At 52.3% G+C, this 25537-nt stretch carries 22 protein-coding genes and 1 pseudogene; 7 read left to right on the plus strand and 16 right to left on the minus strand.

Annotated elements, in window-relative coordinates:
* Positions 1 to 2: 2 nt before the first annotated feature.
* From SIB38_RS19040 to SIB38_RS19055, 4 genes are all read right to left on the minus strand, one after another.
* Entirely contained in the window at positions 3 to 191 is a 189-nt protein-coding gene (locus tag SIB38_RS19040) for a hypothetical protein (RefSeq protein WP_294119369.1), read from the minus strand.
* Positions 188 to 1126: a carbohydrate ABC transporter permease gene (locus tag SIB38_RS19045; RefSeq protein WP_294119367.1), complete on the minus strand. Its 939-nt coding sequence runs from the start codon at positions 1124 to 1126 to the stop codon at positions 188 to 190. The genes SIB38_RS19040 and SIB38_RS19045 overlap by 4 nt, the downstream gene beginning before the upstream one ends.
* Complete coding sequence (locus SIB38_RS19050) at positions 1123 to 2070, minus strand: carbohydrate ABC transporter permease (protein WP_294119365.1); 948 nt, start codon at positions 2068 to 2070, stop codon at positions 1123 to 1125. Before SIB38_RS19050 ends, SIB38_RS19045 begins: the two co-directional genes overlap by 4 nt.
* A 128-nt stretch (positions 2071 to 2198) precedes the next feature.
* A complete protein-coding gene (locus tag SIB38_RS19055) occupies positions 2199 to 3515 on the minus strand; it encodes an ABC transporter substrate-binding protein (RefSeq protein ID WP_294119364.1) in 1317 nt (438 codons plus the stop codon).
* A gap of 195 nt (positions 3516 to 3710) precedes the next feature.
* Here SIB38_RS19055 and SIB38_RS19060 point away from each other — a divergent pair, with 195 nt between their 5' ends.
* Positions 3711 to 4757, plus strand: a complete 1047-nt coding sequence (locus tag SIB38_RS19060) for a LacI family DNA-binding transcriptional regulator (RefSeq protein ID WP_294119363.1) — start codon at positions 3711 to 3713, stop codon at positions 4755 to 4757.
* Between the two features lie 57 nt (positions 4758 to 4814).
* Here SIB38_RS19060 and SIB38_RS19065 read toward each other — a convergent pair.
* From SIB38_RS19065 to SIB38_RS19110, 10 genes and pseudogenes are all read right to left on the minus strand, one after another.
* A protein-coding gene (locus SIB38_RS19065; protein ID WP_412550819.1) for an IS3 family transposase occupies positions 4815 to 5941 on the minus strand; the annotation gives its coding sequence in 2 pieces (ribosomal slippage) (positions 4815 to 5677 and positions 5677 to 5941; 1128 coding nt in all).
* Positions 5942 to 5998: 57 nt separating this feature from the next.
* Positions 5999 to 6331: pseudogene (locus tag SIB38_RS19070) on the minus strand (transposase); the annotation flags it as partial.
* Between the two features lie 1086 nt (positions 6332 to 7417).
* Positions 7418 to 7663 carry a hypothetical protein gene (locus tag SIB38_RS19075; protein ID WP_412550820.1) on the minus strand — a complete coding sequence of 82 codons (246 nt, stop codon included), beginning with the start codon at positions 7661 to 7663 and terminating at the stop codon, positions 7418 to 7420.
* 131 nt (positions 7664 to 7794) lie between these two features.
* Positions 7795 to 8022: a hypothetical protein gene (locus tag SIB38_RS19080; protein WP_412550821.1), complete on the minus strand. Its 228-nt coding sequence runs from the start codon at positions 8020 to 8022 to the stop codon at positions 7795 to 7797.
* On the minus strand, positions 8022 to 8705 hold the full coding sequence (locus SIB38_RS19085) for a lysozyme (protein ID WP_412550822.1): 684 nt from the start codon (positions 8703 to 8705) through the stop codon (positions 8022 to 8024). The genes SIB38_RS19080 and SIB38_RS19085 overlap by 1 nt, the downstream gene beginning before the upstream one ends.
* 644 nt (positions 8706 to 9349) lie before the next feature.
* A complete protein-coding gene (locus SIB38_RS19090; RefSeq protein ID WP_412550823.1) occupies positions 9350 to 10654 on the minus strand; it encodes an FAD-dependent oxidoreductase in 1305 nt (434 codons plus the stop codon).
* A 936-nt stretch (positions 10655 to 11590) separates the two neighbouring features.
* Positions 11591 to 12679: a GlxA family transcriptional regulator gene (locus tag SIB38_RS19095; protein ID WP_294119314.1), complete on the minus strand. Its 1089-nt coding sequence runs from the start codon at positions 12677 to 12679 to the stop codon at positions 11591 to 11593.
* Positions 12680 to 13193: 514 nt separating this feature from the next.
* Entirely contained in the window at positions 13194 to 14441 is a 1248-nt protein-coding gene (locus tag SIB38_RS19100) for a multidrug effflux MFS transporter (protein ID WP_294119313.1), read from the minus strand.
* A 483-nt stretch (positions 14442 to 14924) separates the two neighbouring features.
* Positions 14925 to 16607, minus strand: a complete 1683-nt coding sequence (locus SIB38_RS19105) for a P-loop ATPase, Sll1717 family (RefSeq protein WP_412550824.1) — start codon at positions 16605 to 16607, stop codon at positions 14925 to 14927.
* Positions 16608 to 17412: 805 nt separating this feature from the next.
* Positions 17413 to 18144: a response regulator transcription factor gene (locus SIB38_RS19110; protein WP_412550825.1), complete on the minus strand. Its 732-nt coding sequence runs from the start codon at positions 18142 to 18144 to the stop codon at positions 17413 to 17415.
* Between the two features lie 55 nt (positions 18145 to 18199).
* Between SIB38_RS19110 and SIB38_RS19115 the strand changes: the two genes are divergently transcribed.
* The 6 genes from SIB38_RS19115 (at position 18200) to SIB38_RS19140 (ending at position 24440) form a co-directional block, all read left to right on the plus strand.
* A complete protein-coding gene (locus SIB38_RS19115; protein ID WP_412550826.1) occupies positions 18200 to 18766 on the plus strand; it encodes a hypothetical protein in 567 nt (188 codons plus the stop codon).
* A 9-nt stretch (positions 18767 to 18775) separates the two neighbouring features.
* Positions 18776 to 20128 (plus strand): vWA domain-containing protein, encoded by a 1353-nt coding sequence (locus SIB38_RS19120; protein WP_412550827.1) that lies wholly within the window; start codon positions 18776 to 18778, stop codon positions 20126 to 20128.
* Between the two features lie 3 nt (positions 20129 to 20131).
* Positions 20132 to 22132, plus strand: a complete 2001-nt coding sequence (locus SIB38_RS19125; protein WP_412550828.1) for a VWD domain-containing protein — start codon at positions 20132 to 20134, stop codon at positions 22130 to 22132.
* A gap of 181 nt (positions 22133 to 22313) precedes the next feature.
* Entirely contained in the window at positions 22314 to 22829 is a 516-nt protein-coding gene (locus tag SIB38_RS19130; protein ID WP_412550829.1) for a hypothetical protein, read from the plus strand.
* A gap of 9 nt (positions 22830 to 22838) precedes the next feature.
* Complete coding sequence (locus tag SIB38_RS19135; RefSeq protein ID WP_412550830.1) at positions 22839 to 23693, plus strand: hypothetical protein; 855 nt, start codon at positions 22839 to 22841, stop codon at positions 23691 to 23693.
* A gap of 12 nt (positions 23694 to 23705) precedes the next feature.
* Positions 23706 to 24440 (plus strand): hypothetical protein, encoded by a 735-nt coding sequence (locus SIB38_RS19140; protein WP_412550831.1) that lies wholly within the window; start codon positions 23706 to 23708, stop codon positions 24438 to 24440.
* A gap of 29 nt (positions 24441 to 24469) precedes the next feature.
* Here SIB38_RS19140 and SIB38_RS19145 read toward each other — a convergent pair whose 3' ends face one another.
* Together SIB38_RS19145 and SIB38_RS19150 are read right to left on the minus strand one after the other, a co-directional pair.
* Positions 24470 to 24646: a hypothetical protein gene (locus tag SIB38_RS19145; RefSeq protein ID WP_412550832.1), complete on the minus strand. Its 177-nt coding sequence runs from the start codon at positions 24644 to 24646 to the stop codon at positions 24470 to 24472.
* A gap of 25 nt (positions 24647 to 24671) precedes the next feature.
* A protein-coding gene (locus tag SIB38_RS19150) for an IS5 family transposase (protein ID WP_412550833.1) occupies positions 24672 to 25429 on the minus strand; the annotation gives its coding sequence in 2 pieces (ribosomal slippage) (positions 24672 to 25108 and positions 25108 to 25429; 759 coding nt in all).
* Positions 25430 to 25537 lie beyond the last annotated feature (108 nt).

A 25537-nucleotide genomic window follows, 5' to 3' on the forward strand; every position in this document is an offset into this window, starting at 1 on the left:
GTTTACTCCGGAAAGTGGCTGACGATGATGAACATCACCGTGCCGCTCAGGGTGACAATGAAGGAATAGGTGAACAACCCAAGCAGAAAGGGTTGCATCAGCATGACCACTCCGACGGCGATCATTGTTGACGCCAGTATTTCCCACGCGCCGCGCCGTAGCCCAATCAAGCCATTGAAAAATTGTCTCATTTGCGTACCGCCCCAAAAGTGATCCCACGCAGCAAGTGTTTGCGCAGCAGGATGGTGAAAACCATAACCGGCACCAGAAAGATGGTGGCCCCGGCAGCGACAGCCGGCCAGTCTTTGCCGCCAACGCCTATGATTGTCGGGATAAAGGGTGGCGCGGTTTGCGCCGTGCCGGATGTCAGCAACACTGCAAAGGCGTATTCATTCCAGGCAAAAATCAGACAGAAGATCGCGGTCGAGGCGATACCCGTGGCCGCCTGCGGCAACACGACTTTGTAAAATGCCTGAAACCTTGTGTATCCATCAATCAGCGCAGCCTCTTCGTACTCCACCGGGATCTCGTCGATGAAGCCCTTCAGAAGCCAGACCGACAAGGACAGGTTCACCGCTGTGTACAGCAGGATCATTCCCAGATGCGTGTCATTCAGACCCAGCTGCCGGAACATCAGGAAAATTGGAATTGCGACCGCAATAGGCGGCATCATCCGCGTCGACAGGATAAAGAACAACAGATCGTCCTTAAGTGGCACTCGAAAGCGGCTGAATGCGTAGGCAGCAGCCGTGCCAAGCACCATGCAGAGCACGGTCGAGCCGAATCCGATGATGACAGAGTTCAGGAATCGTTCGCCATAGCGCGACGGGCCGGAAATGATCTGCCCCTGATCCCGCACGATTTTCTCGTACCATGTCTCTGCTGGTGGCAGAGCCGCCATATCACCTTCGGCAAGTCGCGTACGCGTTGTGAAAAGGTTTACGTATCCTTCCAGAGTTGGCTCGAACACCACCTTGGGCGGATAAGCGATCGAGTCCGCGGGTGATTTGAACCCGGTCGCCACGATCCACATCAACGGCAAGATCGTGATCACGGCGTAAAGGATAACAGCTGTCCCCGCGAACCATTTGGTCCGAATGGTTGGTTCAGTAACAGAAAAGCTCATCTTTCTTTGACCTTGTTCAAAGCTTTGACATAGATCGACGCGAGGCCAAACACGGTCACAAACAGGATCACCGCGTAGGCGGACGAATACCCTGTGCGCCATTTTTCAAAGGCTTCCCGCTTCAGATCTATGGATGTGAGGGTCGTGGTGTTGCCCGGCCCTCCGCCGGTTAGTTGCACCACAAGATCGAACATCTTGAAGTTTTCGATGCCACGGAACAGCACGGCCAACATCAGGAACGGTAGCACCATGGGAACCGTGATGGTCCAGAATTGGCGCCACTTACTTGCACGGTCACATTCTGCGGCTTCGTAGATTGAATCCGGGATGGAACGCAGCCCAGCCAGGCAAATCAGCATGACGAAGGGTGTCCACATCCATGTGTCGGCAATCACGATGGCCCATGGCGCCAGATGCACGTCCCCGATCATCGAGAAACTTGACGGATCCCCGCCAGTGAAGAACGTCACCACGTAGTTGAACAGACCGATTTGCGGCTGGTACAGAAAGGTCCAGAAGTTGCCAACAACCGCTGGGCTGAGCATCATGGGCAGTACGATAATCGTGGTCCACAGATCATTGCCCTTGAATTTCATGTTAATCAGGTAGGCCAGTGCGAACCCGATCAGCACCTGCAGCACGATGGTCCAGATCAAGAAATGGGCGGTCGCCTGCATCGTCATCCAGATGTCGCTGTCTGTCAGAATGCGCTCGTAGTTGCGTAATCCAATAAATTCGATATCGCGGTTGGCCCGGTTGACCTTGAAGTTTGTAAAGCTCAGCCTGATCGTCCAGATCAGCGGAAAGATGTTTACCGCCAGCAACAGAAAGATCGACGGAGCCACGAAAATCCAGGCAATCGCCCGGTCGGACAAGCCCCTGACTTTTTGCGCCATCGGCTGGGGCGTCGCCTGGGCGAGCTTCTCGATAGGTGTGTAAACCATTTTGGGGTCCTTCATCGGAACAGCGTTCCCTTAGATGAGGCTATTTCGGATGGGTCGTGTGATGCTCCCGACCAGCCTGGCGCCGGTCGGGAAATGAGTACCGAACAGGTTCGGCCCCGTGTCACTGCTCATATTTTGCCGTCGTCTTCGAAGACTTCGACCCAATCCTTGACCAGACCGTCCAGAGCTGTCTGCGCGGTGCCATTTCCGGCAATCACATAGTCATGAACACGCTGCTGCATTGCCAGCAACAGTTCGGCATAGGTCGGTTCCGCCCAGAAATCTTTGACGATCGCCATCGAGTCAAGGAAGGTCTGCGCATAGGGCTGACTGGTGGCAAAACCCGGATCTTCCACCACTGCTTTCAGAGCAGAATAGCCTCCCAGTTCCCACCAACGGGCCTGGATATCGGGCTGCGCAAACCACTTGATATATTCCAGTGCCGCGTCTTGCTTGTCAGAATACGCGACCACCGAAATCCCCTGTCCGCCAAGCTGTGCAAATTGACCGCTCGGCCCGGCTGGGTTGGGGAAATAACCTGATTTGCCACCGCCCACATTGGGATCGGCCTCAACACCCGGCCAGATGAAGGCAAAATTCATCTGAAGTGCGACCTGGCCCGATTTATAGGCATCAATGTTTTCGCCCATATACCAGTTGGAAGATCCCGGAGGAGTCGCTGTGTCGTAGAGGGTTTTGTAGAACTCCAGCCCCGCGGCCGCTTCGGCGGAATTTACAAAACCTTCAAGCTCGTAGGGGCTTTCAGGATTGCCATATTCAAATCCATAGTTGTAGAGCGCGTTGGTGACGCCCATGGTGATGCCTTCCGATCCACGCTCAGTATAGATCGCCGCGCCATAAACCTTTGTGCCGTCGATTTCCCGCTCCTGGAAAAACTGGGCTATGTTCTTGAGCTCGTCTAGCGTTTCAGGAACGGCAAGATCGTGCCCGTGTTTGGCTTTGTAAGCCTCCTGAATTTCCGGGCGTTCAAACCAATCTTTGCGGTATGTCCAGCCCACCACATCCCCAAACGCAGGCAGCGCCCAGTAGTTCGGCGTATTCTTTGGCCATTCCGCATAGCCTGTCACTGTGGCCGGGATGAAATCTTCCATAGTGATGCCTTCTGCATCGAAGAAATCGTTCAGTTTAACGTAGTGTCCGTTTTCGGCACCACCGCCGATCCACTGGCTGTCGCCAATCATCAGATCGCACAACTTGCCGCCGGAGTTCAGTTCGTTCAGCATCCGGTCGGCAAAGTTGGGCCAGGGCACAAACTCAAAGCTCATTTTGTGACCAGACTTCTCTTCGAAATCTTTGCTTAGTTCAATCAACGCATTGGCGGGATCCCATGCCGCCCAGCACAGCGTCAGGTCCTCTGCGCTTGCGACACCCGCGCCCGCAGTCAGTGCAGCCAACGCAACCGTACATGTAAGGTTGTTTCTCATTCCTTAGTCCTCCCTATTCATTCGTCGCAGCGCCTTCGATCGCGACTCATCGAATGCCCTCAGTGGTATTTGAGGCACGTACCTCATATCAAGCTTTTTTTGAGGCGCGTACCTCAGAACGGTTGCGCTTGATTAAAATTCAGGCCAATGTCGACCTCGCCCCAAGTGGCGTAGATCGAGTGAAATGCTTTGAAAATGCGACCAACTACCAAAGACTTAGCAGTTGCTGCCGGCGTCAGCCTGGCATCGGTCGATCGCGTATTAAACGGGCGATCCGGTGTTAGAAAAAAAACAGTGGATGCGGTCAACGAAGCAATCGAACGGATAGGATTTGTGCGTAACCTGTCCGCAGCCAACCTGGCAAAAAGCAAGCAATATCGCTTTCTTTTCCTGCTGCCGAGGCACGGAGACCTGTTCGTATCAGAGCTTAGCAGTCATATCGAGGAGGCGGATGCCGCGCTCAAGGCCGAAGGCATGGATCTGCGCTATCAGAGCATTTCTCAAAACGACCCGCATGAAATCACGAGGGCGCTCGACGCCATCATCCCCGAAGATGTCGATGGTATCGCCCTTATGGCCCCGGAATCGCCACAGGTTCGCGATGCTGCCATTCGGCTGAAAGAAAGGGGCATACAGGTTGTGCACTTGATTTCCGGTCAACAAGACATGTCCGGCCTAGACTTTGTCGGCATCGATAACCGGGCAGCGGGAGCCACCGCCGCGCGTCTGATTGGCCGGTTTTGTACTGGCCGTCAGGGCAAGGTAATGATTGTCACCGAAACCATGAACGCCCGTGACAGTCTTGAACGCCGCTTCGGGCTTGATGAGGTTCTGACAACCGATTTCCCGAACCTTACGGCCCTGCCATCCATGGAGACCTACGGCGATAAAGAGCGCGCAAAATCTGTCATTGCTACGGCTATTAAAAAAAACGCCGACATTGTCGCAATTTACATCATGAGTTCAGAGGCGCGCGCGCCGTTGGCAGGATTGTCCGACACCAAACTACAATCAAAGCCGATAATACTCGCACATGAATTGACCGACCGTACCCGAAAAGGCCTTATGTCTGGTGAACTTGATGCACTGATTGTTCAAAATCCAGGCCATCTGGTACGCAGTGCGGTAAGATTGTTGAGGGCTGGTGTTGATGGTCGTTCGGTGCTGAAATCGCAGGAACAGATCCGCATCGAGATATTAGTTAAGGAAAATCTGTTGTCGGAGGTGGGGCCGGATACTTAAGATCCGAGCGCCCTCACTGCAACTGGCTAGCCTGATCTGACTGGTCCGGTTTGATTGTTAGTGCATGACTGGCCTTTGGTCCATCTGGACGATGGTTTCGGGTGCCGGCGGTCGGTATCCTAGAGCACTGTGGGGCCGCTTGGTGTTGTAGTGTTTACGCCAACCTTCGATGACAATCTGCGCCTCCCTTATCGAGTAGAAGATCTCCCGGTTCAGCAATTCGTCTCGGAACCGTGCGTTGAAGCTCTCTACATAACCGTTCTCCCACGGTCTCCCTGGTTCGATGTACGCCGTCTTGGCACCGACTGCGGCGATCCAGTCACGAACCGCCTGAGCGATGAACTCGGGGCCATTGTCGCTTCTCACATATGCAGGTGGCCCGCGCAGGATGAACAGATCGGTCAGAGCATCGATCACATCGGGCGAGTTCAGCCTTCGCTTTACCCGGATCGCCAGGCATTCACGGCTGAACTCATCTAGGATGTTCAATGTCCGGAACGCCTTTCCATCGTCAGTGCGGCAGTGGACGAAGTCGTAGCTCCATACGTGGTTGCGATGCTCTGGCCTGAGCCGGATGCATGATCCGTCATTGAGCCAAAGCCGCCCTTTCTTCGGTTGTTTTGCTGGAACCTTCAGCCCCTCTCGCTTCCACAGCCGTTCGACCCGGCCGATGCTGACTTGCCAGCCAGCATCTCGCAGTAGGACGGCAACACGACGATAGCCGTAGCCGCCATACTCTCTGGCCAGTTCGATCATGTCTGCCACAAGCCGCTTTTCATCTTCTCGACCTCGTGGCTGATATCGTTGTGTTGATCGATGTTGCCCCAACACCCTACAGATCCGGCGTTCTGACACCTTCATCTCGCTGCGGATCAGGTCGATGCAGGCTCGCCGGCGGGCGGGGCTCAGAAGTTTCCCCGGGCTGCTTCCTTCAGGATGAGTTTGTCCAGAGTCAGGTCCGACACGGCCTTACGCAACCGTTCGTTCTCCTTCTTGAGCCGTTTTAGCTCCTTCAGTTGGTCGGTTCCCATCCCACCATATTGCTTGCGCCAACGATAATAGGTCTGCTCGGTTACGCGAACTTCACGGATCGCATCCACGCGCATCATTCCTTGACCGACAAGCACATCAACCTGCCGCAGCTTCTGAACTATTTCCTCCGGCTTGTGTCTCTTGTTCGCCATTCTCTGTCCTCCGTTTCCTAAATATAACGTCGGACCAGTTCAGATGGGGCATTCCAGCCGGTTCTTGGAGAACGTCGAATGGTTGGGGACCGGAGTGGACAGGTCAAGGCGGCAAAACCAGCGATACGCAAGGTTCAAATGTACTTCTTCACTGAGCCGCCGTTCAGACCGAATGCCAAAACAATAGCCCACCAAAAGCATGCGGATCAGTAGCTCCGGGTCGACCGAAGGACGACCCGTGTGACTATAAAAGTCTGCAAGATAAAGGCGGATATCGCTAAGATCGACAAACCGATCTATCGAGCGCAGCAGGTGGTCTTGCGGGACATGGTCTTCCAGCGAGAACTCGTAGAACAATGCCGCCTGCGCTTCCTGCTTCGGTCCCATCATCGCAAAATCCCCCAATCCCTAAAGGAATTGAATCAGCGAATTGGGAGCCGATCAAGGAAGAGTTTTTCAACGGAATAGGCTGAGAGCAAACCTTCGGACATCAAATCTAATCCCAGCAATTGCCTGCCATGAGACAACGGGAGGTATCAATGTCGGCATTGCGCAGGTAGCTGACTTTGCAAAGTCGTCAAACTAGCCACCTATTGCCCCAGAATTCTATGAGCAATGCTGCGGCGCAGATCACCGAAGCAGTCGTTAGCTGCAGTTGCGAAGGTTCATGCCAAGCGAAATTGCATAATGCGGGACTTTTCTGCCTTTGGCGGAACCAACCCCGATCAGCAGGTGCAAAGAGTAGCTTAATTTACGCCAGATCCTGTCCAAGGATTTAGGAGTAGCTCAAATCGAACTAATTTGATCTGAATGACTGGTTCGATAATGGCCGAAAATGACCGGTATCTGTCATTGCACGCCGGAAATATTCTTGAAATTTTCATGTATATGACGACGAACGAAAATGTCCTCTCTGGACCTTCACCCACTACTAAGCGTGTAGTAGCGCTGGTATACGATGGCGCAAATGCAACAGACATAGTCGGTCCGTTGGATGTTCTGGCTGGAGTCCAACTTGCGCTTCGAACGTCAGACCAACCTTACAAAATAGAAGTTGTATCACTGAATGGCGGACCAATAACCACGGGACCTTCATGCGTTCAAATTTAGACGACCTCCCTGTCAAGTATCCGCGGTGGGGATATCGATACTGTAGTCACAACGCGAGGACAGACATGAAAAGGATGAAAGACTTCATGAAAAGACAACCTTGGTGGGGCGATCTGAAGGTCGCCCTTGTGTTTTTAACAATTGCAGCAGGCGGCGCTTTGTTGGTTCTCAAGTCAATTCCAAGCACTTTAGCCACCGCGCCATAACGCCTCAGAAACCCGGCACGTTGCCTCAAACCGGTACCTGTAGCCCGGCTTTCACCCGATCAATTACGACATTGCTGTGGAACCGCCGAATGTTGGGATTGTCGTTGAACACCCGGCGGCTGAACTCCTCAGTGCCTTGGTTCTGCTGGGAGACGCGAAGTCAAACAGCTACGATGATATCAAGCGAATATTCCATTCCTGTAACGGCACTGCCATCCACGCGCATAACGTTGAAGAAAAGGAAGTCACTTGTAGAGCCGGTGACTGTGACGGCGAAATTGTCCGTTGTTTCGAGCTCGCCAAACTCGTATCGCCGCACTTGGCCCATGACAAATAAGGTGAGCCACGCAATAACCGACGCATGACAAATCGGGGATGGCTCACCATCCGCAGTGCCGTTCCCCATAACGGTTCTGGGCATCGATCGTTTCGGCGGTGCCGCGATTTCCTGTCACAACCACCGAAGCGACGTCGCGCTCAAACCGGATAGGCTCGGCAATGTCGCAGAAATCTCCAGCGGGAGATTGAGAGCATGCGCTAACGATCAGTGAGGCGGTCAATAAGAGCGGTATCGTCTTGCGTCTCCACATCTCGATCTATCTCCTGTTTGCTTTGGATGGCATCAAGGCGGGCTTTGTTCTGCAGGGCTTCTGTTTTGCGCCTCTGATCGTTCTTCGCATCGATGCGAAGCCATGCAAGCAAGACGACCACAAACACGCTGAGTGCGGCCCATACTGCCGACTTGGAAGGTAGGAAGCGCAGCATCACCGCGCCCCTCCTGCCCATTTGCGAAGCCGCTCGCGCGCAATCCAGCCCAGCCCGATCAGCGCAACAGCAGAAAAGCCTAATAGGATATACTGAGCCAAAGGGTCCAGCTTGCCTAATGCGGTTAGAACACCCCCTGCCCCCGCCGCAGCAGTACCGGCAACGGCGCGGATCGTTTTGGACTGAGCCGGTGAACTGCGCTCAGCGTCAGCCTTGGGTGTTGCTTCAAGGATTGCAGCATCCGTAAGAAACAGTTCGCGCTCGGCCGCACGGCGGCGTGTAAGCCCGCGCAAGACCTTGCCACCAGCCTTGTTGAACCATGTCAGCGCTTCGGCAGCGCCCTCAATGTCCCCCGCATTGAAGCGGCGCAGGCAGGTAGATCGGCTGAACGCCCCAACGCCAATGTTATATGCGAGAGACAGCATCGCACCGAACTCATTGTCATTTGGCGCGCGACGGAACATGGGTCTGATTTGATCCGCAAAGCGTTCAAGCCCCTCCCACAGCATTTGCTCCGCAAAGGGCTTGGTCCACGTTTCACCCACAGACACGCCTGGACCAAAACCCGCGTTGTTGGTGTAGCCGTATCCAATGGTGAGTACGCCAACCGGATCGAGATACGCAGTAAGCTCAAGACCTTCAAAGCGCTTCACAAGGTCTAAGGTGGCTTGGTTTATGTTCATGTGTTTCTCCATAAAAAAAACCCGCCAGAGGCGGGTGGGTTGAGGTTGGTGCCGAGATGCGCCAGCATGGAACGACCTTCGAGGAAAGCTCCTAGAAGGCTCTGATTTAATCTAACAAGGAAGCCGGTTTGCTTCGTCTCCAGATCAAATGCCCCTGCGGTTACTACGGGACGACAACCAACGAGAAAGCGATTTCTCAGTTTTCAGAAGGCATTCGGCCATGCCTTCGTTGCTCACGCTGTAAAGGCACCCAAGACCTTGAAATTCGGATGGCTTGGAACCCAAGCGCTTCCGCGCTGGATGGTTGCCGCACAGAGCAAGAACACATCCCAGATGGTTAGCTTAGAGACCCTTTGAGCTGGTGAGATAGCAGGCTCGGCTAGATACCCCTTTTGCGTGAGCTTCCTATCAGACCCTATGGCAGCTATGCGCAGGAAGCTGACTTTGCAAAGTCCTGCGAACGGCCCATTACCGCCATCAGCAATTACCGTCGATGTTGCAACGCGGCCCGCCATATGAGACCTTCGCTGCGATGGCGAGATCTCGACATGCTCCAAAGACTGGATTGCGAGACAAAGCTATCCCGACCATCCGACAATCGAACGTCCGCATTTTCGTAGATACCAGATTTGCTAGCCAAATCGTTACGGCACGTCGTGTTCAGGCAGTCTCAACCGGTTGATGCCTTGTTCGGACACGCGTTGAACAAGACGGGCCGTCGAGATTGCCTGAACGGCGATGTTTGATCGTATAGACATCGCTGCTGCCGTTCCGACGGCCTGACCCATCGCCATGCATTGTGGCATGCCGCGTACGGAGGCGAATGCGACCGAGTCTGCCGACAAAATGCGCCCCGCAAACATGAGGTTTGTTATCTCCTCAGGTACCAGAGACCGGAACGGAATTGTATAGTAATGCCCGGATTGGATGGCAGCGTGATGGGTCATGTCGCCCTTGGCGCGCATCACATCGTCGATAGGGTTGTCACACGCCACAATCCCATCCTCGAACTTGGTCGCACATGCCAGGTCCTCTCCCTTCAGGCGATACATGCCCCGCAATTTGCGCGTCTCGCGCACGCCAACTGTTGGTGAAAGCATGGCCATATGCGCCTGTTCAAAACCCGGAACTTCAGTACGCAGGAACGCGGCCAACTGGTGGCACCTACGGCGACCTTCTTGTGTGGCAGCACTCACGGCCAACGGATCTGTGCCGTCCACACCGCGGACATGGACAGAGTTGCAAAAGACCGTGCCTTCATGAAAGCCTCGCATGAGGTACAGCTTCCGGAGATCGCTGTGCAACCTGCCATCTTCGACACCAATCTCTGCGTATTTTTGGAAATACGGGTCCGGATCGGCGAAAGCGCGGTCCCAGTCCGCGCCCATCATGAAGAAGGAAATCGTAACTGCCATCATGTTGCCTGACGCATCACCAAGAACGTAAGGCACACCTGCTTTGGCCGAGATGTCGCCGTCGCCCGAGCAATCAAGTACGATCTTCGGCTGAACAGTAAAGGGGCCATGCCGATCACAGCACGAGACGGATACAATCGACGCACCGTCCATCTCTGGTTCAAGCGCGATGGTTCCCAGCCTGACACGCACACCCGCTTCTTCGAGCATCTCAAACATAGTGAGCGTCGCCACATCATGGTCGTAGATGATTTCGGGCCCGAAATTGTCTAGCGTGCAAGCGCGCTTCTCGGCGGCTGGCGGGTCCATCGATGCGAGGCGTTCTGTGAGTTCTTCAATTATGCCGCCGATAATCTGATCCATCGGATATGCGCCGCCCCAAGGCATACCAGGGCAGAAAGCCATAACGCCGCCGATTTTGCTGGTCGCTTCCAACAATGTGACCTGAAGACCTTCGCGCGCAGCAGAGATGGCAGCGCCGAAGCCGGCTGTTCCGCCGCCAATAACAAGGACTTCGGTGTGTTCTATCTTCATCGTTTTCTGACATCCCGCGTGTTGATAAAGCCGACCGTTCTGACATGACGCTGATCCGGCACAACCAATTCGTCAAGACAAGAAAGCTGCCGTTGTTGTAATGCGCGGCATTAGTCAATGTGGGCTCTAAGCCGCCATGCGGCAGTACGACAGCGTGTCCGCAGCGAAACTGCGTGCGAACCAAGGTGGTCAACTGCTGGTGCCAGCAAAATACAGCCAATGAGAATAGCAGCCTAAATGAAACTCTGATCCATCTTAAGTTGGCCGCAAACTGGTCGAAAACGTAAGACCACCTCTGTCTTGCTAGCCATCAAGGGCAACTATGCGCAAGGAGCGGCATCAAACCGCGACACGTACAGTCCAATCACTGGCGCGTAGCTCATAACATCGGGTTTGATCAGTTTTTTCAGTGTTTCTTATAAATTTTTTCGAGAAGCATTATGCTGCTCGCATGAACGCGATCAATCTCGGACGACCAGGCCAAACTTGCGAGAACTGCACTGTAAATTTGCTTTGACAAAATGGACGTTGCGCAAGTGAAGTGATGCACACAGTCTCTGTAAATTTTTTTTTCATAGATCCCTGATCCTGTGTTTAGTCCACAATCAAGGATCAATACTGGTAAGTGATAATCCATCATTTTCAGAAGCCTAAAGTGACTTTCTAGTCTGTGTATATTATTCTGATCCATGCAAATAACTACAATTGCAGTCCGTTCCGGGTCCTCAGAGATGCTCGAGAAAAGATCGTCCAGACACTTTGATCGATTGATCTGAAATCCAAGTGTATCCAAGATGATTGAAATTTGAGAAAAGTGCTCTTCGGAGCTTACAACCATATCTACTTGGTTACTCCTAAAGTTAGATGCATCATAGTATTCAACGCCTACTAGATTTTCCAGATTTGCCTGAAAAGAGTTTTTAATTCCAAATTGTGTCAAGGCAATTCTCTATTTCTGTTGCGGTATTGTGTAGGTGAGACTTGAAAAGAGCGTATGAAGCTTCGTCGAAACTGATGTGAACTTGTAAAGCCAGCGTCTCTAGAGATTTCGTCTAGAGATTTTTGAGACAGCTCTAGTTCGCTTTTTGCTCTAAATAACCGGAGTGTTTGTATGTATTTTGATGGCGTTTGACCAACTTCTTTAGTAAATCTTCGATGGAAGTTCCTTGCGCTCATCGAACTATATCTTGCCATTGACTCGACAGTAATACTTGATTCAAGGTTCTCTTGGGCCCACAGCATAACCCTCTCTATTGGTCCAGTGATTGATTGAACTGACGGCAAGAGACAACTGAACTGCGATTGACCGCCTGGCCGTTTTAGAAACATAACCCAATATTGAGCGACGGTTAGAGCTATACGCGGGCCGAAATGGAGCTGAACAAGCGCCAGAGCAAGGTCCATTCCTGCTGTAATACCTGCAGATGTGAATATTTTTCCGTCTTGAATGTAGATTTTGTCATCTTCAACGGTGACGTCTGGGAACTTTTGTCTTAACTTTTCTGCCCATGCCCAGTGTGTCGTGGCTCTTCGTTCTTTTAGAAGCCCTGCTTCCGCTAATAGAAAGGCGCCCGTGCATATGCTAGCTGTGTGCGTTGATTGAGCGGCAAGTTCTTCAATTGCTAATCGCATTTTAGATTGTTTCGCCACCTCCATGGCAGTTTCGCCACCAGGAACTAGCAAAATATCGATATCCCCACCGCGGATACTTGACAGGGGGATCGTCTGAATTTGAACGCATGAAGGTCCCGTGGTTATTGGCCCGCCATTCAGTGATACAACTTCTATTTTGTAAGGTTGGTCTGACGTTCGAAGCGCAAGTTGGACACCAGCCAGAACATCCAACGGACCGACTATGTCTGTTGCATTTGCGCCATCGTATACCAGCGCTACTACACGCTTAGTAGTGGGTGAAGGTCCAGAGAGGACATTTTCGTTCGTCGTCATATACAAGAAAATTTCAAGAATATCTCCGGCGCGCAATGACAGATACCGGTCATTTTCGGCCATTATCGAACCAGTCATTCAGATCAAATTAGTTCGATTTGAGCTACTCCTCAATCCTTGGACAGGATTTGGCGTAAATTAAGCTACTCTTTGCACCTGCTGATCGGGGTTGGTTCCGCCAAAGGCAGAAAAGTCCCGCATTGTGCAATTTCGCTTGGCATGAACCTTCGCAACCGCAGCTAACGACTGCTTCGGTGATCTGCGTCGCAGCATTACTCATAGAATTCTGGGGCAATAGGTGGCTAGTTTGACGACTTTGCAAAGTCAGCTACCTGCGCATCTCTGCCATTGGTGGCTCACGCAGCATTCGGCACCGCTGCGGTTTCCTATTGAAAGGCTGCTTTCGGGAAATCGGCCTTACAGCTTTGCGCCTGCAGCGGAGAACGTTCTGAGCCTCATGTGAATGTCATGAAAGGGCTGCCTACCGTCATTTATGGTGGCGTCATCTCAGCTATAGCAGCAAAATTAGGCGCTGCACTGCCGCAGTGCAGCTCCGAGCCCATTTTGCAGAATGCTGCACTTCGACCGAATGTCAGCTTTTGGCGGAGGGCAATAACATCAGGATCAGGGCTATGGCTCCGCAGATAGCGTACCCCAGAAAGATGGGATAGAGACTCATATTGTAGCTGAATCCGATTGCGCCCGCCGCGACAGCACCCACGAGCGTCAATACTGACGCCGTTACAGCAGCTGCGAGCCCTGCAATATGCCCCAGTTTTTCCAGTGCGATTGCATTGAAGTTACCGAACGTCAGACCAAGAAGGAAGAGTGCTGGACAGTTTGCGCTCATGAACAGCCAGAGCGGCGGAAGATCACCCATGATCATCATCATGCCCATAAAGGCGAGTGACCAAATGATCAGCCCTGAGACTGCAAGAACACAAATCCGATCCATGGCGAAGCGTTTCACAAGGCGCGCGTTGGTCAGTGTTGCGACCGATATAAAAAGCGCTGCGCAGCCAAATAGGACGGCGTAAAGAGTTCCGACTTCATAAGTTTCCTGAAAGAGTTGCTGCGAGGAGTTGATATATCCCATAAGCGCACCATAGCAGAGACCACCTGCCACAGTGAATGCCATGGCCCGTCGTTCCGTCAGGACTTCGAGAACAGCAGCAGCGAATTTGCCGACCCGAAAGGTGCGTTTCTCCAGAATCGTTTCGGGCTGCCGGCGAAGAAGCCACAAGGCTCCACCGACACAAACGACCGACAGAAGCGTGAACAATCCACGCCAGGGCATTACTAGCAACAAAGCCTGGCCGAGCGATGGAGCAAGAACTGGCACCATGATGAAGATGCCCATGATAATGGACATCACGCGCGCCATCGCGGCACCTTCGAAGCGGTCGCGGATCAGCGCCACGGTGACAATCCGAGGCCCTGCGGCTCCCGCGCCCTGCAACAGGCGGCCCGCTATGAGCGTCTCGAAAGTCGTTGCCATTGCGCAGATCAAACCGCCGACAGCGAAGAAGGCTGCGCCAATGACGATAGCCGGTCGGCGGCCTATGCTGTCCGACATTGGCCCGAACACCAACTGACCCGCCGCCAACCCCAAAAACAAGGCAACGATCACCATCTGGCGTCGGTTGCTTTCCACGCCAAGCTCCGATGCCATGTCCCCGAGCGCGGGCAACATCACGTCTATCGACAACGCAATTGTTGCCATCAAGACGGTTGCCATCGCGATAAACTCGGGGCGGTCTGGTTGCCTGGCCGGTTGCATTGCGCTGAGATCAATAATGCATAAGGCAGACATTGACCATCGGTGTTTGAACAACGGCACTGTCCCGCTCCTTTCCCGTTCGATGACAATTGGCGGCTGCACCTGCGGCGAAGGGCGGCTTTTCCAAGTGCGCGTGCGGCACGAAACCTCTGCAAAGCCCTAAAATCCGACGATTTTGCAAATTCTGCTTTCTGCGCAATGCTGCCGTCGGCGCCTGGCCGAGGTGGACCTCTTGGTCAGTGATTAGAGATGAAACTGCCGGATGCCCGCTCCCAGCCCGAAGCAGACGTGATCCGCATCGTTGCTGGTTCCAGTCCAAACCCAAAGGTGGGCAGATCCCGAAAGCTGCCTTTCAATACTAAAACGCAGCGGTGCCGGATGCTGCGTGAGCCACAAATGGCAGCGATGCGCAGAAAGCGGACTTTGCAAAGTGCGGCAGCGGATGACATGGTCTTGGTGCCAAAAATGCGACTATTGCACACAAACTTTCCAACCTAATACCATATTGGTGACTCCAAAATTTGCGGAGAAATGAATGAATAGTCATTCCTTACTACTTATTGTACGATCAGAAACCCCTAACGCGAACTGCAGCATGGGGTGTATTTTCACCTTTGTCGCCATATCGATTTGATGATTGGGGACTGGTTTGCCTGTTTCGTGAAACCACTGCCAAGAAGCCGAAGAAGACAGCTTTAGGCCCACCGCACCTATCAAATGCAGCCGGGAGAACATAGTCTGACAGCATTTTATTGGCTCGACCAAATCTTCGTCCTCAATTGATTTGTTTATGGATAACCAAATATCGTCCTTCTGACCCTCAGTATCTTTCCCTATTTCAGACCATAAGAGATCGACAAACTGGGATGTAGCAAACTCCGAAACGCCAAAATAGGCAGGCTTGTTACGAAGAGCTTCAAGCAGAACGGAAATTCCAGTATAAGTTCCCTGCCACTCGTACCGAAGGCTTTCGAGGCGCAGGTCCGAATATGTATGCTCACCTTTGAGAAAATCAGATTTGCTCACTGATGACTTTCCTTCAGATTTTTGCAAAGTCTCATTCACAAAGTTTATGACATCTCTTGGCCGCAGTAGTGTACGCTCAACCAAATAGTTCCAGGCAGATATTCGACCGTCGACCTTTTGCTTATATATATCAACAAAATGGACGTTTTCTGAAGAATATTTCCATTTGAATAAGTGATTCACCCGTTTTTCAGCCAGCTTCCAAAGTTGATCTTTTGACCAACGTAGCCGAATTATATAGTCATTGTATTTTTCCAGCTGGTTACGCGACGGTGGCGCTTCTCTAATCATCCGTTCGTATACATCGTTTCGTAGGGCAACAACGACTTTGAGATTTCGAAGCTTTTGAAGTCCCTTTAGTGCCTCAAAAAGAGACTGAATAAGTTGATACTTTATTGACTCGTCGACCCATGCTTCATCAAGCCTGTCAATTAGAATGAAGTATTTATCACCTCGTCCTTTTGTGTACTCAGAAAGTGCAGAGATTACGTGGCCAAGTTCAGCAATAGTATTGCCATCGACGAACTTTTTTGCTCGCTGCTGAAGCTGCACCTTCTTTTCAGCACTCAGCCCCCTAGCATAACCAGCACGTGCGTTGAATTTATCGACTTCCGCGCCCAGCGAGGCAGTCAGGTTCTTTTCCAGAGCCTCCGTAATCTCAATGATGTTCTCATCTACGGTGTTCCAAAACCTGTGTTCATTATCGTCAATGAACTTCACCAATTTTTCTCGAACGCTCTCTCGCTTGATGAAGTCCACGATTTTCGTCCGAATAAATCGAAACTTGTCCTTTGTGTCAGCACTAGTGACTAGCTTAATGTATTCGATGCAAATCACATGCCGCCAAAGAGCTTGGAAAAAGATACTAAGGTCGACGTCGATACTTTGAAGGAACTGAATAACATCACTGTTGGCGATGTGGTTCATCGCCATCTCGTGAACTTCAAAGGCTTCGCAGTTTTCCTCGTTTTTCTCAATCATTCGAAGCAAGGCTGTTTTGCCGCTCCCAGTGCTTCCCAAGACGAAGTTAGATGGGTTATTGATATCTGTGAGTTCGGTCAACGCGTGGTGATCGACAAAACACTTAAAGAGAAACTCATCGTCATTCTCGGCGCCGTTCTGGCCAATGTTAATATTGGACGAAAATATAATTTTGTTGGACAAAAAAGCCTTCCTCACGGCAATGCTGTTGGTGGTCACAACCTGAGGTATTCTCTAGCTTCAGTCAACCTCATGCATCTACTTCCATGGAGGACTGCAAAGTACCGATTGTAGGGAGCATTTTTCGAGGAGGAATGAGTGATTGGCCCAGCGAAGAGAACGTACGTTTCCCGCCTTCTCTGCAGAATGAGAATGTCTGCTTCGGGCTGGCAACAGCAGTTGATAACCTTGATTTGCGCGCAGTTTTGCTGCGGACACGTTGCTGCACTGCCGCATGGCGGCTTAGAGCCCATGGCAGTCATTGCGATTTCTCGCTGCGCGCGCTCGCAGCACGAAAATCTCTGCAGTCGCTCTATCATCGACGCCGCGCGGCGGCAGGGATCGCTGCCATTCATGCAATACGCAGCGAGGATCTGAGGGGCAATTTACAGGTCGCGGACAAAGCAAACTTTTGCAAGTGCAGCTTTTGCTAGCGAAGCATCCCTTCGCGCTTGCTGCAGGTCTTTTGTTACAGTACGTCGCATATCGTCACTTCAGTCGTTCGCGGCAACCTGAACTGACGCCTCGGCTAGGACAAAGCGGTCACTGCGATAGCAGAGCGCTTTTCACTAGAGGTACAAGCATTGTTGGCAACGCGACCTCGCAGTTGCAGCACGGGTCGCGACTGTGATTAATAATAGGGGCTAATTTGCATCAAACCACAGCCTAACAAGTCAAAAACAGAATGATTTGACGTGTGTAAAACAAAGAAATGAATCAGAGCCAAATTGGTTCTTGTGCGATACTCTGTAATCGCTCCAGTTTTCCATACGATCTAACCTTCAAACCGGTTGCATGGCCTTAGCTATTTATGTCGCCGATCAATAAACAGTCGCACGGCCTCATTGTTGTTCAACGCGCCGAGCTTATTTCGTGCATTTTTTGTATATAGACGAACAGAGGACTCTTTTAAGCCAAGCTCATCCGCGATTTGCTTCGGACGTAGTCCTCTCGATAACATTTCCAACGTCTGTATTTCACGTGGGCTCAACGGTCGTACTACATCTTGGTGGATCTCCCCCTTCCTCCACGTCTCAAACCGTGCGTTCGCAACAAGGCAAAGCGTTCGGAGGTCATCAACCAAAGGCATTACGCTTCTTTCAAAGTCGTATCGCATCATGGCGTTACCCAAGATGAACCCGCCGTGCCTGCCCGATCCTTTCAAAGCGGTTGGAATCCCAATGCCTGCGTGCCAGTCAAATTTGGTCGTCGTTTGAATATATTTGCGTGTGTACTCGTCAATATAATGATCGTTCAGGTCCAGATATTCAGCCCCGACCTTTGTTGGCTCAAATGTTGCGCAGCAGAATGTAACAAATGGTTCAATGAATTCAGGATCCTTTGCCAATTCACGAGGCCATGAATTGGGCAAACTTGACCTCACGTTCCAATGGGGTGGGCTGCCATCGTCTCTTGTCGCATAGATTACTTTGTAGAGCTTAAAACGCGCAAGCGTGTCCAGCATGCGCGCCCAGGCAGCATCGGGAGATTTCGCTGTTTCGATGCTGTAAGCACATTCAAGAATTGTCCGTTCCATACCTTAAAATTGATATATCAATTTCGATATATTGCAACAGCAAGCTCTCCAAATGATGTTGCTTGAAGTAAAATCATTTGGAGTACTATTGATGCACAAGTTTAAATGCGCCCTCGGGGCACATGCCACACGTCGCGATGTGCTTTTCGGTTCAAGTGCCTTCCTGATGATCCCGCATGTGGCGTGGGCTGAACGCACGGCTGTTGTCGATCTGCGCCTCGCAGACAATTTGGTCGGGTTCCACGGGTCCAAAATACGCATGTTTTTGGCAGAAAACCTTGAGATCACTCCAAGCCATGATATCGCAAGGCCACAGTTCCATTTTGTCCGAGTGACAAGAGGGACAGTGGCTGCGATTTTCAGCTCTCCGCGTGCTGAAAAGGTCGTGTTTCCGGGGGAGATGTTTTTCCCCGGTGAGATGTTTACGCCCAAAGCTGCATTCTTTGATGGGATGAAAATATCAAAAGTCAAAAAAGGCGGCAAAATCAGCGACCTGCAAAAAGAGAGGCTCGCCACAACCGCGCTCAAAGCGTTTGGCGAGAGAAGCGGAGTGATGATTGTCACGTCTTGGGATGACATGGCCTCAAGTGACGCTTCCTCTACCCTGTATCTTTATAGCTAGGACCGTTCCATGCAGATGAAACGCGTCGTTGTACCAGCCTTGGTTGCGAGCTTCTTCACAACTCCACTGATCGCACAAGATAAGACTATGTTGGTGCTTGACGCCTCTGGGTCGATGTGGGGGCAAATCGACGGCAAAGCAAAGATAACCATTGCCCAAAACACTATAGGCACACTCTTGAGCGATTTGGCGGCAGGGGATGACCTAGGTTTGATGGCCTATGGCCATCGCCGCAAAGGGGATTGCGGGGACATTGAGGTCTTGGTGGAAACTGGGCCGGAAACAGTTGGTGAGATTGCGTCGCAAGTAAATCGCATCTCTCCTAAAGGCAAAACGCCTATGGCCTCGGCTATATCTCAGGCGGCCTCTTCAATGCGCCATGTAGAGGATAGGGCTACGGTGATTTTAATATCAGATGGCGTTGAAACTTGCTCACCGGATCCATGCGCTGTCGCGCGGATGCTGGAAGAAACTGGTGTCGACTTTACGGCGCATGTGGTGGGCTTTGATATTGAAGACCCTCAAGCCGATGCGCAGCTGACCTGCATCGCCAACGAGACCGGGGGCCTGTTTTTGCGTGCAAAAGACGCCAAAGAGCTCTCTGAAGCGATGAGCCAAGTGGTCAGCGAAGTTCAAAGGGTTGAAGCGTTCTCAGTAAGCGCCCCAGCTGAAAGTGAAATAGCGGCCGTTGTCCCCATCAGCTGGGCAGGATTGAACATAGAAGATATTGATGACGACGGTTACGAGGTTATCGTGCGTTTGCCGGAGGGCGTGAAAATCAATGGCAAGGTCATAACGGGACCGCCGCCCGCGTTTTTGGAAATGCCCCCGCGTCCGGGCAACTTTGAAATTGCGTTGATGCGCATTGCGCAACAGCAAGTTTTGGCAACGCGCAAAATCAGTATCAGTGACATTCCCGTCGATCTCTCATTCCCTGATGAGGTTGAAGCGGGTCAGCAATTCGAAGTCACGTGGATTGGTCCTGGTTATCAAACCGACCGCATTGGTATCGGGCGTGCAGGAGAGCGCCCCAAAGCGGTGATGCTTGGAATTGATGCGATCTCGCCGACGATGCTCAGCGCCCCGCAGACACCAGGAGAATATGTGGTGACCTATGCACTTAGTCAGGACCAGCATATTCTGGCTAGCCAACCTATCACTGTCCTGCCTGCGATAGACCCTGTGTTAGAAGCCGATTTGGCCTGCATGAAAGACGAGGCACGAAAGCACCCCGATCCCGTTGTGCAGCTTTTTGCGCAAGCGCCCCAGCCCGAAGGCAAAGCGCACGATTTAAACGAAACCGAGGTGTTCAATCTCGCTCAGTTCCTGCGCTCCCTTTCTGACATCTGCGGAAGGCCATAATCGATGTTCAAGCCTAAATTTTTCGCGGTTCTCTTGGCCGCCTTCCTTTCGGCCACAATCGCGTCTCCGATAAAGGCACAATCGTTTTTCGATGGGTTTGCAGGAGGTGGTGAGGCCGATTGCCGACAAAAATGCGCCAAGGTCAAAGAAGATTGCGAAAAAGATATTGATCGGCTCAAAACCGCGTGTGCGCGACTGGGGCAAACATTGCTTTGCGACGAGGCCAAAAAACTCGGGTGCCAGGCCGGGAAAACCTATTGCGAAGAAATGGAAATGGTCGATTTCATGGAGCCTGGGTGCGATATTCCACCTGATCCAGATGACGAGCCCGATGCCAAAGGCGGTGGATGGGGGGAGCCGCATTACACGACCTTTGACAGGTTGCTTTACGATCTTCAAAGCGCCGGCGATATGCGGTTGGTTGAAGCAGAAGATGACCGCTTTGCCGTTCATGTGCGTCTTAGCCCATACACCAATACGACCAGTGCGCACTCTGCGGTGGGAATACGTTTTGGCCAGCTGGTTCTGAACTATGACCTGCGTGATGATACTTGGCGGGCCTTTAACGGCAGCGCATCGCTTTCGCTGCAGAGTTTTAAAGCAGGAACGGTAGAAGGCGTTTTGGTGACACGCCCGCGCGACAATCTCGTACGGATTGTGCAATCAGGTGTTGCTGCTGTCAGTGTTCGAAAGCTGCACAAACATATCAATGTTGATGTAGAGCTTTACGGCGATTTCGCGGTTTCGGGATTGTTGGGTGACAATGACGGTGATCCGAAAAATGATTTGGACATCCCCGACGGTTTTGACCACTGGTCTTGGATTCATAGTGATTTTACACGGCGGTGGCGCTTGCAGGAAAATTCACCTCTCCTGCCATATCGCGCCGGTGAGACAGCGGCAGATTTCGCCATTGAAGGTCATCCAGCGGAGCCTGCGTCAATAGAGCTATCGGCTTTGGACGCGGCAAAAAAGATTTGCGACGCAAAACAACTCACAGACCCTTGGTATGCGATCTGTCTGCACGATGTTGCCATTACGCAAGACGCGGGTTTTGCAGAGGGTTTGAACCTACGGGCACGCCCTGATGTGATGACACTGCCTTCGATGGCAGACGGTTTGCTTGCTAAGGTAAAGACATGGGCTAATACCGGTGTTTGGCTTGAGGCGAGACTTGATGCTCCTGAGGTGTCGTCAAAAGGCGCTTCGATCTCTGTTGCTTGGGAAGGGCCTGGGGCCGAAGGCGATTACATCTCTGTTGCTGCGCAAAGCGATGCGCCGCATCTACACATGAACCGGACTTTGGTCCGAAAATGCACGCCGCTTGAACTTACAATGCCGGGGGTCGTTGGCACTTATGAGCTGCGTTACGTCTTGGCACAGGGCAATTCGAACGATGATGATGTCATTCTCGCGTCTCGGCCCATCGTCATTGAAGACACCATAGCAAGCGTTACTGCGCCCGCCACAGCCAAGATGGGTCAAACGATTGCCAGTGACTGGACGGGGCCGGACCAGGATGGTGACTATATCGCTATCGCCGCGACAGGCACGCAGCCGTTCAAACACATCACCCGTGAGTTTACTCGCAAGGGCAGCCCCACCACGCTGACGGTCCCGGGCGTTCAGGGCCAATATGAAATCCGCTATGTGCTTGCGGTGACGGGTGCCAATGGCGACGACGTTGTTCTGGCTCGCCAGATGATCGACGTGACGGAAGTTACTGCAACCCTTGAGTCCCCAACGACCGTAAAAGCGGGCAGTGCGCTACCGATCAATTGGCGGGGGCCGAATTTCGAAAGCGACTATATCTCCATCGCTGAGATCGGTGCAAAGCCATTCAAATATGAGACCCGCTTAAGCGCGCAAGAAGGCGCTCCGGCCATGCTCAAAGCGCCCGAGAAAGCTGGCACCTATGAGCTGCGCTATGTTCTCGGTGTGACGGGCATATCAAATGGTGATGATATTGTCTTAGCGACGCAAACACTTGAGGTTACTCAATGAAATCCGCCAGACGCTCTTATTTCGGCCCTGCGATTATCGTTGCTTTAACGTCACTGGCTCTGCTCGCTTGTGACGGTTCAGATCATATGACCGAACAAGAAATGCATGAAACAACTCTTACCTGCGAAGAGATGTTTGGGCCCGAAGAGTGTCAATGACCCTACAAACAAGGATAAAGCGCATGAAGATTACCCTGAACTTAGCCGCCGCGATGGTTTGCGGTTTGCTTTCTACGGGCGCAGCCTTTGCCGAACAGCACATCGACGATTTTATCCTGAATGTGCCGATTAAGTTCGTCGGTAACGCCAGGAAGGTAGACACGGGCCTTTGGGTAACTTGCACTGTTTTCAGACAGGCGGGCGGCGCACATCGGCAAATCCACCAAGACTATATTCTAGCGCACCCGGGAGACCTAATTTCACCCCCCCAAGATGGGACGCATCACATTGCTTTCCCTTGGACGATTCCGCCCGACATGAAGAACTCTTCCAAATGGGGTAACGCGCCGTACAATTGGAACTGCAGAATGTATAAGGGCAGCCTGCAGCAAAACTTGTCCACTGCGACCTCTTACGTTGAGAACGGCGACCCTGTTTCGCCAGCAACATTTGGCACCTGCGCCTATATCAAAGGTCAGCTGAATGCGGATTTCACCGAGTCTACCCGGGGTACTCCTCTCTGTACCAGCGGGCAGTAGGCCGCGATAATGACCAGATACCAGCATAGCATTCTTCGTGTTTTCCTACCCTGCTTCTGCATCTGTGCGATGTTGGCTACGCTCGCGATGGGGCAGACGCTCGACGGCCAAGATCCCAATCTTTCAAACCCGTTGCCCGACGGGACTGGCCAGCTGCGAGACATTCCCGTGCTGGAGGATGAAGACGGCTTTGTGCCTCAGCTTGTAAGGCGTGAACCTCAACTAATCAAAGCGCCGCAATTGATATTCGTTGTGAAAGAACCGGTGGAAATTTCTGCGCCAGATTTGCTGTTCGTGGTGAAAGAGCCCATCCAAGTTTCCGCGCCAGATCTGGTCTTTGTGGTGAAAGAGCCCGAGGATATAGCAGCACCGGAGCTTGTGTTCGTGGTTGAAGAAGATACGGAAAACCAAGAAGACGCATCTGAGCCAGAAACAAGTAGCACCTCAACCGATCTGGACGACAAGACGGGTGTTGGACCGCCGATTTGTGTTGGCGAGTATACCTTACATTCCTCCGGCGCTGTTGGCAAAGGCATCGGGCCCGATGGTAAACCGGTTCCAAACATGCCGGTGGGCACGCCGGTCATGGCCAAAGCAACGCTTAGCACAGAGAGCTGCGGTGAATTCTTGACCATGAAATCACAAGGCCAAAGCATACAGCTCGCGCGTCAGCATGGTGGTGACAATGTCTATGTCGGAGAGCTGAAAATGCCCGATGGCGTAACGCGTATCTTGCAACTGACATGCGGGCGCGACCTTAGCATGCACGGTGTGCTTGATGCGAGCGATGCAAACATCAAACTCCAACGTCCGATGTGGCTGCGCGCTGTCAACACAACCACACTCGCCTCTTGCTTGAAATAGGAAACACAGATCATGATTTTCAAACGCCTCTTCATCGCCGCCATTAGCACGTTGTCTCTGGCCACAGCCGCACTGGCCAATATCGAAACCTATTTGAACGGGTATTGTGAAGCGCAGGACTTCAACGCCGAACAATGCGCCTGCACCAAGACCACATTTGAGGTCGAAGCAGCACTGCGCGAATTGACACCAGAGCAAAAGGAAATGACAGCACTCTTTCTGGGACAAACCGGACTAGATATGATGTTTTTTGCGGATGCGATGCAAAGCATGAAACGCGAACTGATGCCATCGGTCATTCCGGTCGTTGGGCAGTTGCAGGCGCCAATTTATCAAACTTGCATAGAGGTGGATGCGGAGACGTTTACCGTTGAAGAAACCAAAACCAAAGAACGCTACCTTCAAGCTTGCATATTCACGTCCGGCCAGGGAACGGAGGAAAAAGAGCTGTGTTCTTGTCAGGCCAATTCATTTGCATCGAAATATGATGACGACACGTTTTTGTTGATCACAGAGACTCTCGAGATTGAAGCCAGCGGTGAGTCGGGTGACAAAGATCCTTTCGAATACCTCATGATGGAAAAACGGGGGCTTTCCCAAGAGCAAGCCATGGATTTCATGATGGAAAACCAGGGGCTGATGATGGAAGCGCCGATGATCATAATGAGCTGTGCCCAAGAGGTCACCGGGACTGAGGTCGATCTCAAAGCTCTGATGCAAGGTGTAATGCAGAAAGAGGCGCATTAGCGCCTCAACCCCAAAGGGTCGCAGGCTGTTTATTCGCCTGCGGCCGCATCCAACGCTTCAAGACATTCAGTGTCTTCCAGAGCACATCCGGTGGCCTCTTGCAGAGTTAACGTGCGGGGTTCCGGCGCACAGGACATGCAACAGAGAGAAGCCACAGCCGCCATGATCATTTTTGTGCGACGCGATTTAGGCGATTTTGAAAACATATATCTTTTCCCTTAGGGTCAGGACTCATAGCCAGTAAATAACGAGAGCTGCGAGGGCGATGGCGGACAGGAAGACCTTCGGGCATCTGTCGTATCGAGTTGCGACACGCCGCCAATTCTTCAACCTGCCGAACATGATTTCGATCTGGTTGCGCCGTTTGTAGCGGCGCTTATCGTACTTTACAGTCTTTTTGCGCCGCTTTCGACCAGGGATGCAAGCGCGTATCCCTTTGTCTTTCAACGCTTCTCGGAACCAATCGGCGTCATAACCCCGATCTCCAAGCAGCCAGTCCACTTTGGGCAATCTGCTCACCAATGCCCGCGCGCCGATGTAGTCGCTGACTTGCCCGGCTGTAACGAACAGGTTGAGAGGGCGTCCCCGGCTGTCGCAGATGGCGTGCAGCTTGGTATTCATACCGCCCTTGGTTTGGCCAATCAGGCGTCCTCGCCCCCCTTTTTGACGCCCAAACTGGTCGCGGTTCGGTGAGCCTTGAGGTAGGTGGCGTCAATCATCACAGTCCTCTCTTCGCCGTGTTCGGCAGCCAGACCTACCATCATCTGCGCGAAGATACCTTTGTCGCTCCAACGCTTCCAACGGTTGTACAGCGTCTTGTGCGGCCCGTACTCCGCAGGTGCATCGCGCCACCGCAACCCATTGCGGTTAATAAAAATAATCCCGCTCAAGACACGTCGATCATCGACGCGTGGTTTGCCGTGGGATTTAGGAAAGAAGGGCTCAAGACGCGCCATCTGCGCGTCCGTCAACCAGAAAAGATCAGACATGTTCACCGCTCGTTTTCAAACCGTGAAGCATGCCATTAGACGGAAATCAATGGGTCCTGACCCTAGGCTCGCACTAAATAACAAAGCCGGAAGAAAGGCAAACTGTCA

The sequence above is a fragment of the Shimia sp. MIT910701 genome (assembly GCF_047126315.1).
Lineage (GTDB): Bacteria > Pseudomonadota > Alphaproteobacteria > Rhodobacterales > Rhodobacteraceae > Shimia.

Coding starts and splice junctions, on each gene's coding strand:
- SIB38_RS19040 (WP_294119369.1), bottom strand. CDS start 191: ATGAGACAATTTTTCAATGGCTTGATTGGGCTACGGCGCGGCGCGTGG.
- SIB38_RS19045 (WP_294119367.1), bottom strand. CDS start 1,126: ATGAGCTTTTCTGTTACTGAACCAACCATTCGGACCAAATGGTTCGCG.
- SIB38_RS19050 (WP_294119365.1), bottom strand. CDS start 2,070: ATGGTTTACACACCTATCGAGAAGCTCGCCCAGGCGACGCCCCAGCCG.
- SIB38_RS19055 (WP_294119364.1), bottom strand. CDS start 3,515: ATGAGAAACAACCTTACATGTACGGTTGCGTTGGCTGCACTGACTGCG.
- SIB38_RS19060 (WP_294119363.1), top strand. CDS start 3,711: ATGCGACCAACTACCAAAGACTTAGCAGTTGCTGCCGGCGTCAGCCTG.
- SIB38_RS19075 (WP_412550820.1), bottom strand. CDS start 7,663: ATGGGGAACGGCACTGCGGATGGTGAGCCATCCCCGATTTGTCATGCG.
- SIB38_RS19080 (WP_412550821.1), bottom strand. CDS start 8,022: ATGCTGCGCTTCCTACCTTCCAAGTCGGCAGTATGGGCCGCACTCAGC.
- SIB38_RS19085 (WP_412550822.1), bottom strand. CDS start 8,705: ATGAACATAAACCAAGCCACCTTAGACCTTGTGAAGCGCTTTGAAGGT.
- SIB38_RS19090 (WP_412550823.1), bottom strand. CDS start 10,654: ATGAAGATAGAACACACCGAAGTCCTTGTTATTGGCGGCGGAACAGCC.
- SIB38_RS19095 (WP_294119314.1), bottom strand. CDS start 12,679: ATGACTGGTTCGATAATGGCCGAAAATGACCGGTATCTGTCATTGCGC.
- SIB38_RS19110 (WP_412550825.1), bottom strand. CDS start 18,144: ATGGAACGGACAATTCTTGAATGTGCTTACAGCATCGAAACAGCGAAA.
- SIB38_RS19115 (WP_412550826.1), top strand. CDS start 18,200: ATGTTGCTTGAAGTAAAATCATTTGGAGTACTATTGATGCACAAGTTT.
- SIB38_RS19120 (WP_412550827.1), top strand. CDS start 18,776: ATGCAGATGAAACGCGTCGTTGTACCAGCCTTGGTTGCGAGCTTCTTC.
- SIB38_RS19125 (WP_412550828.1), top strand. CDS start 20,132: ATGTTCAAGCCTAAATTTTTCGCGGTTCTCTTGGCCGCCTTCCTTTCG.
- SIB38_RS19130 (WP_412550829.1), top strand. CDS start 22,314: ATGAAGATTACCCTGAACTTAGCCGCCGCGATGGTTTGCGGTTTGCTT.
- SIB38_RS19135 (WP_412550830.1), top strand. CDS start 22,839: ATGACCAGATACCAGCATAGCATTCTTCGTGTTTTCCTACCCTGCTTC.
- SIB38_RS19140 (WP_412550831.1), top strand. CDS start 23,706: ATGATTTTCAAACGCCTCTTCATCGCCGCCATTAGCACGTTGTCTCTG.
- SIB38_RS19145 (WP_412550832.1), bottom strand. CDS start 24,646: ATGTTTTCAAAATCGCCTAAATCGCGTCGCACAAAAATGATCATGGCG.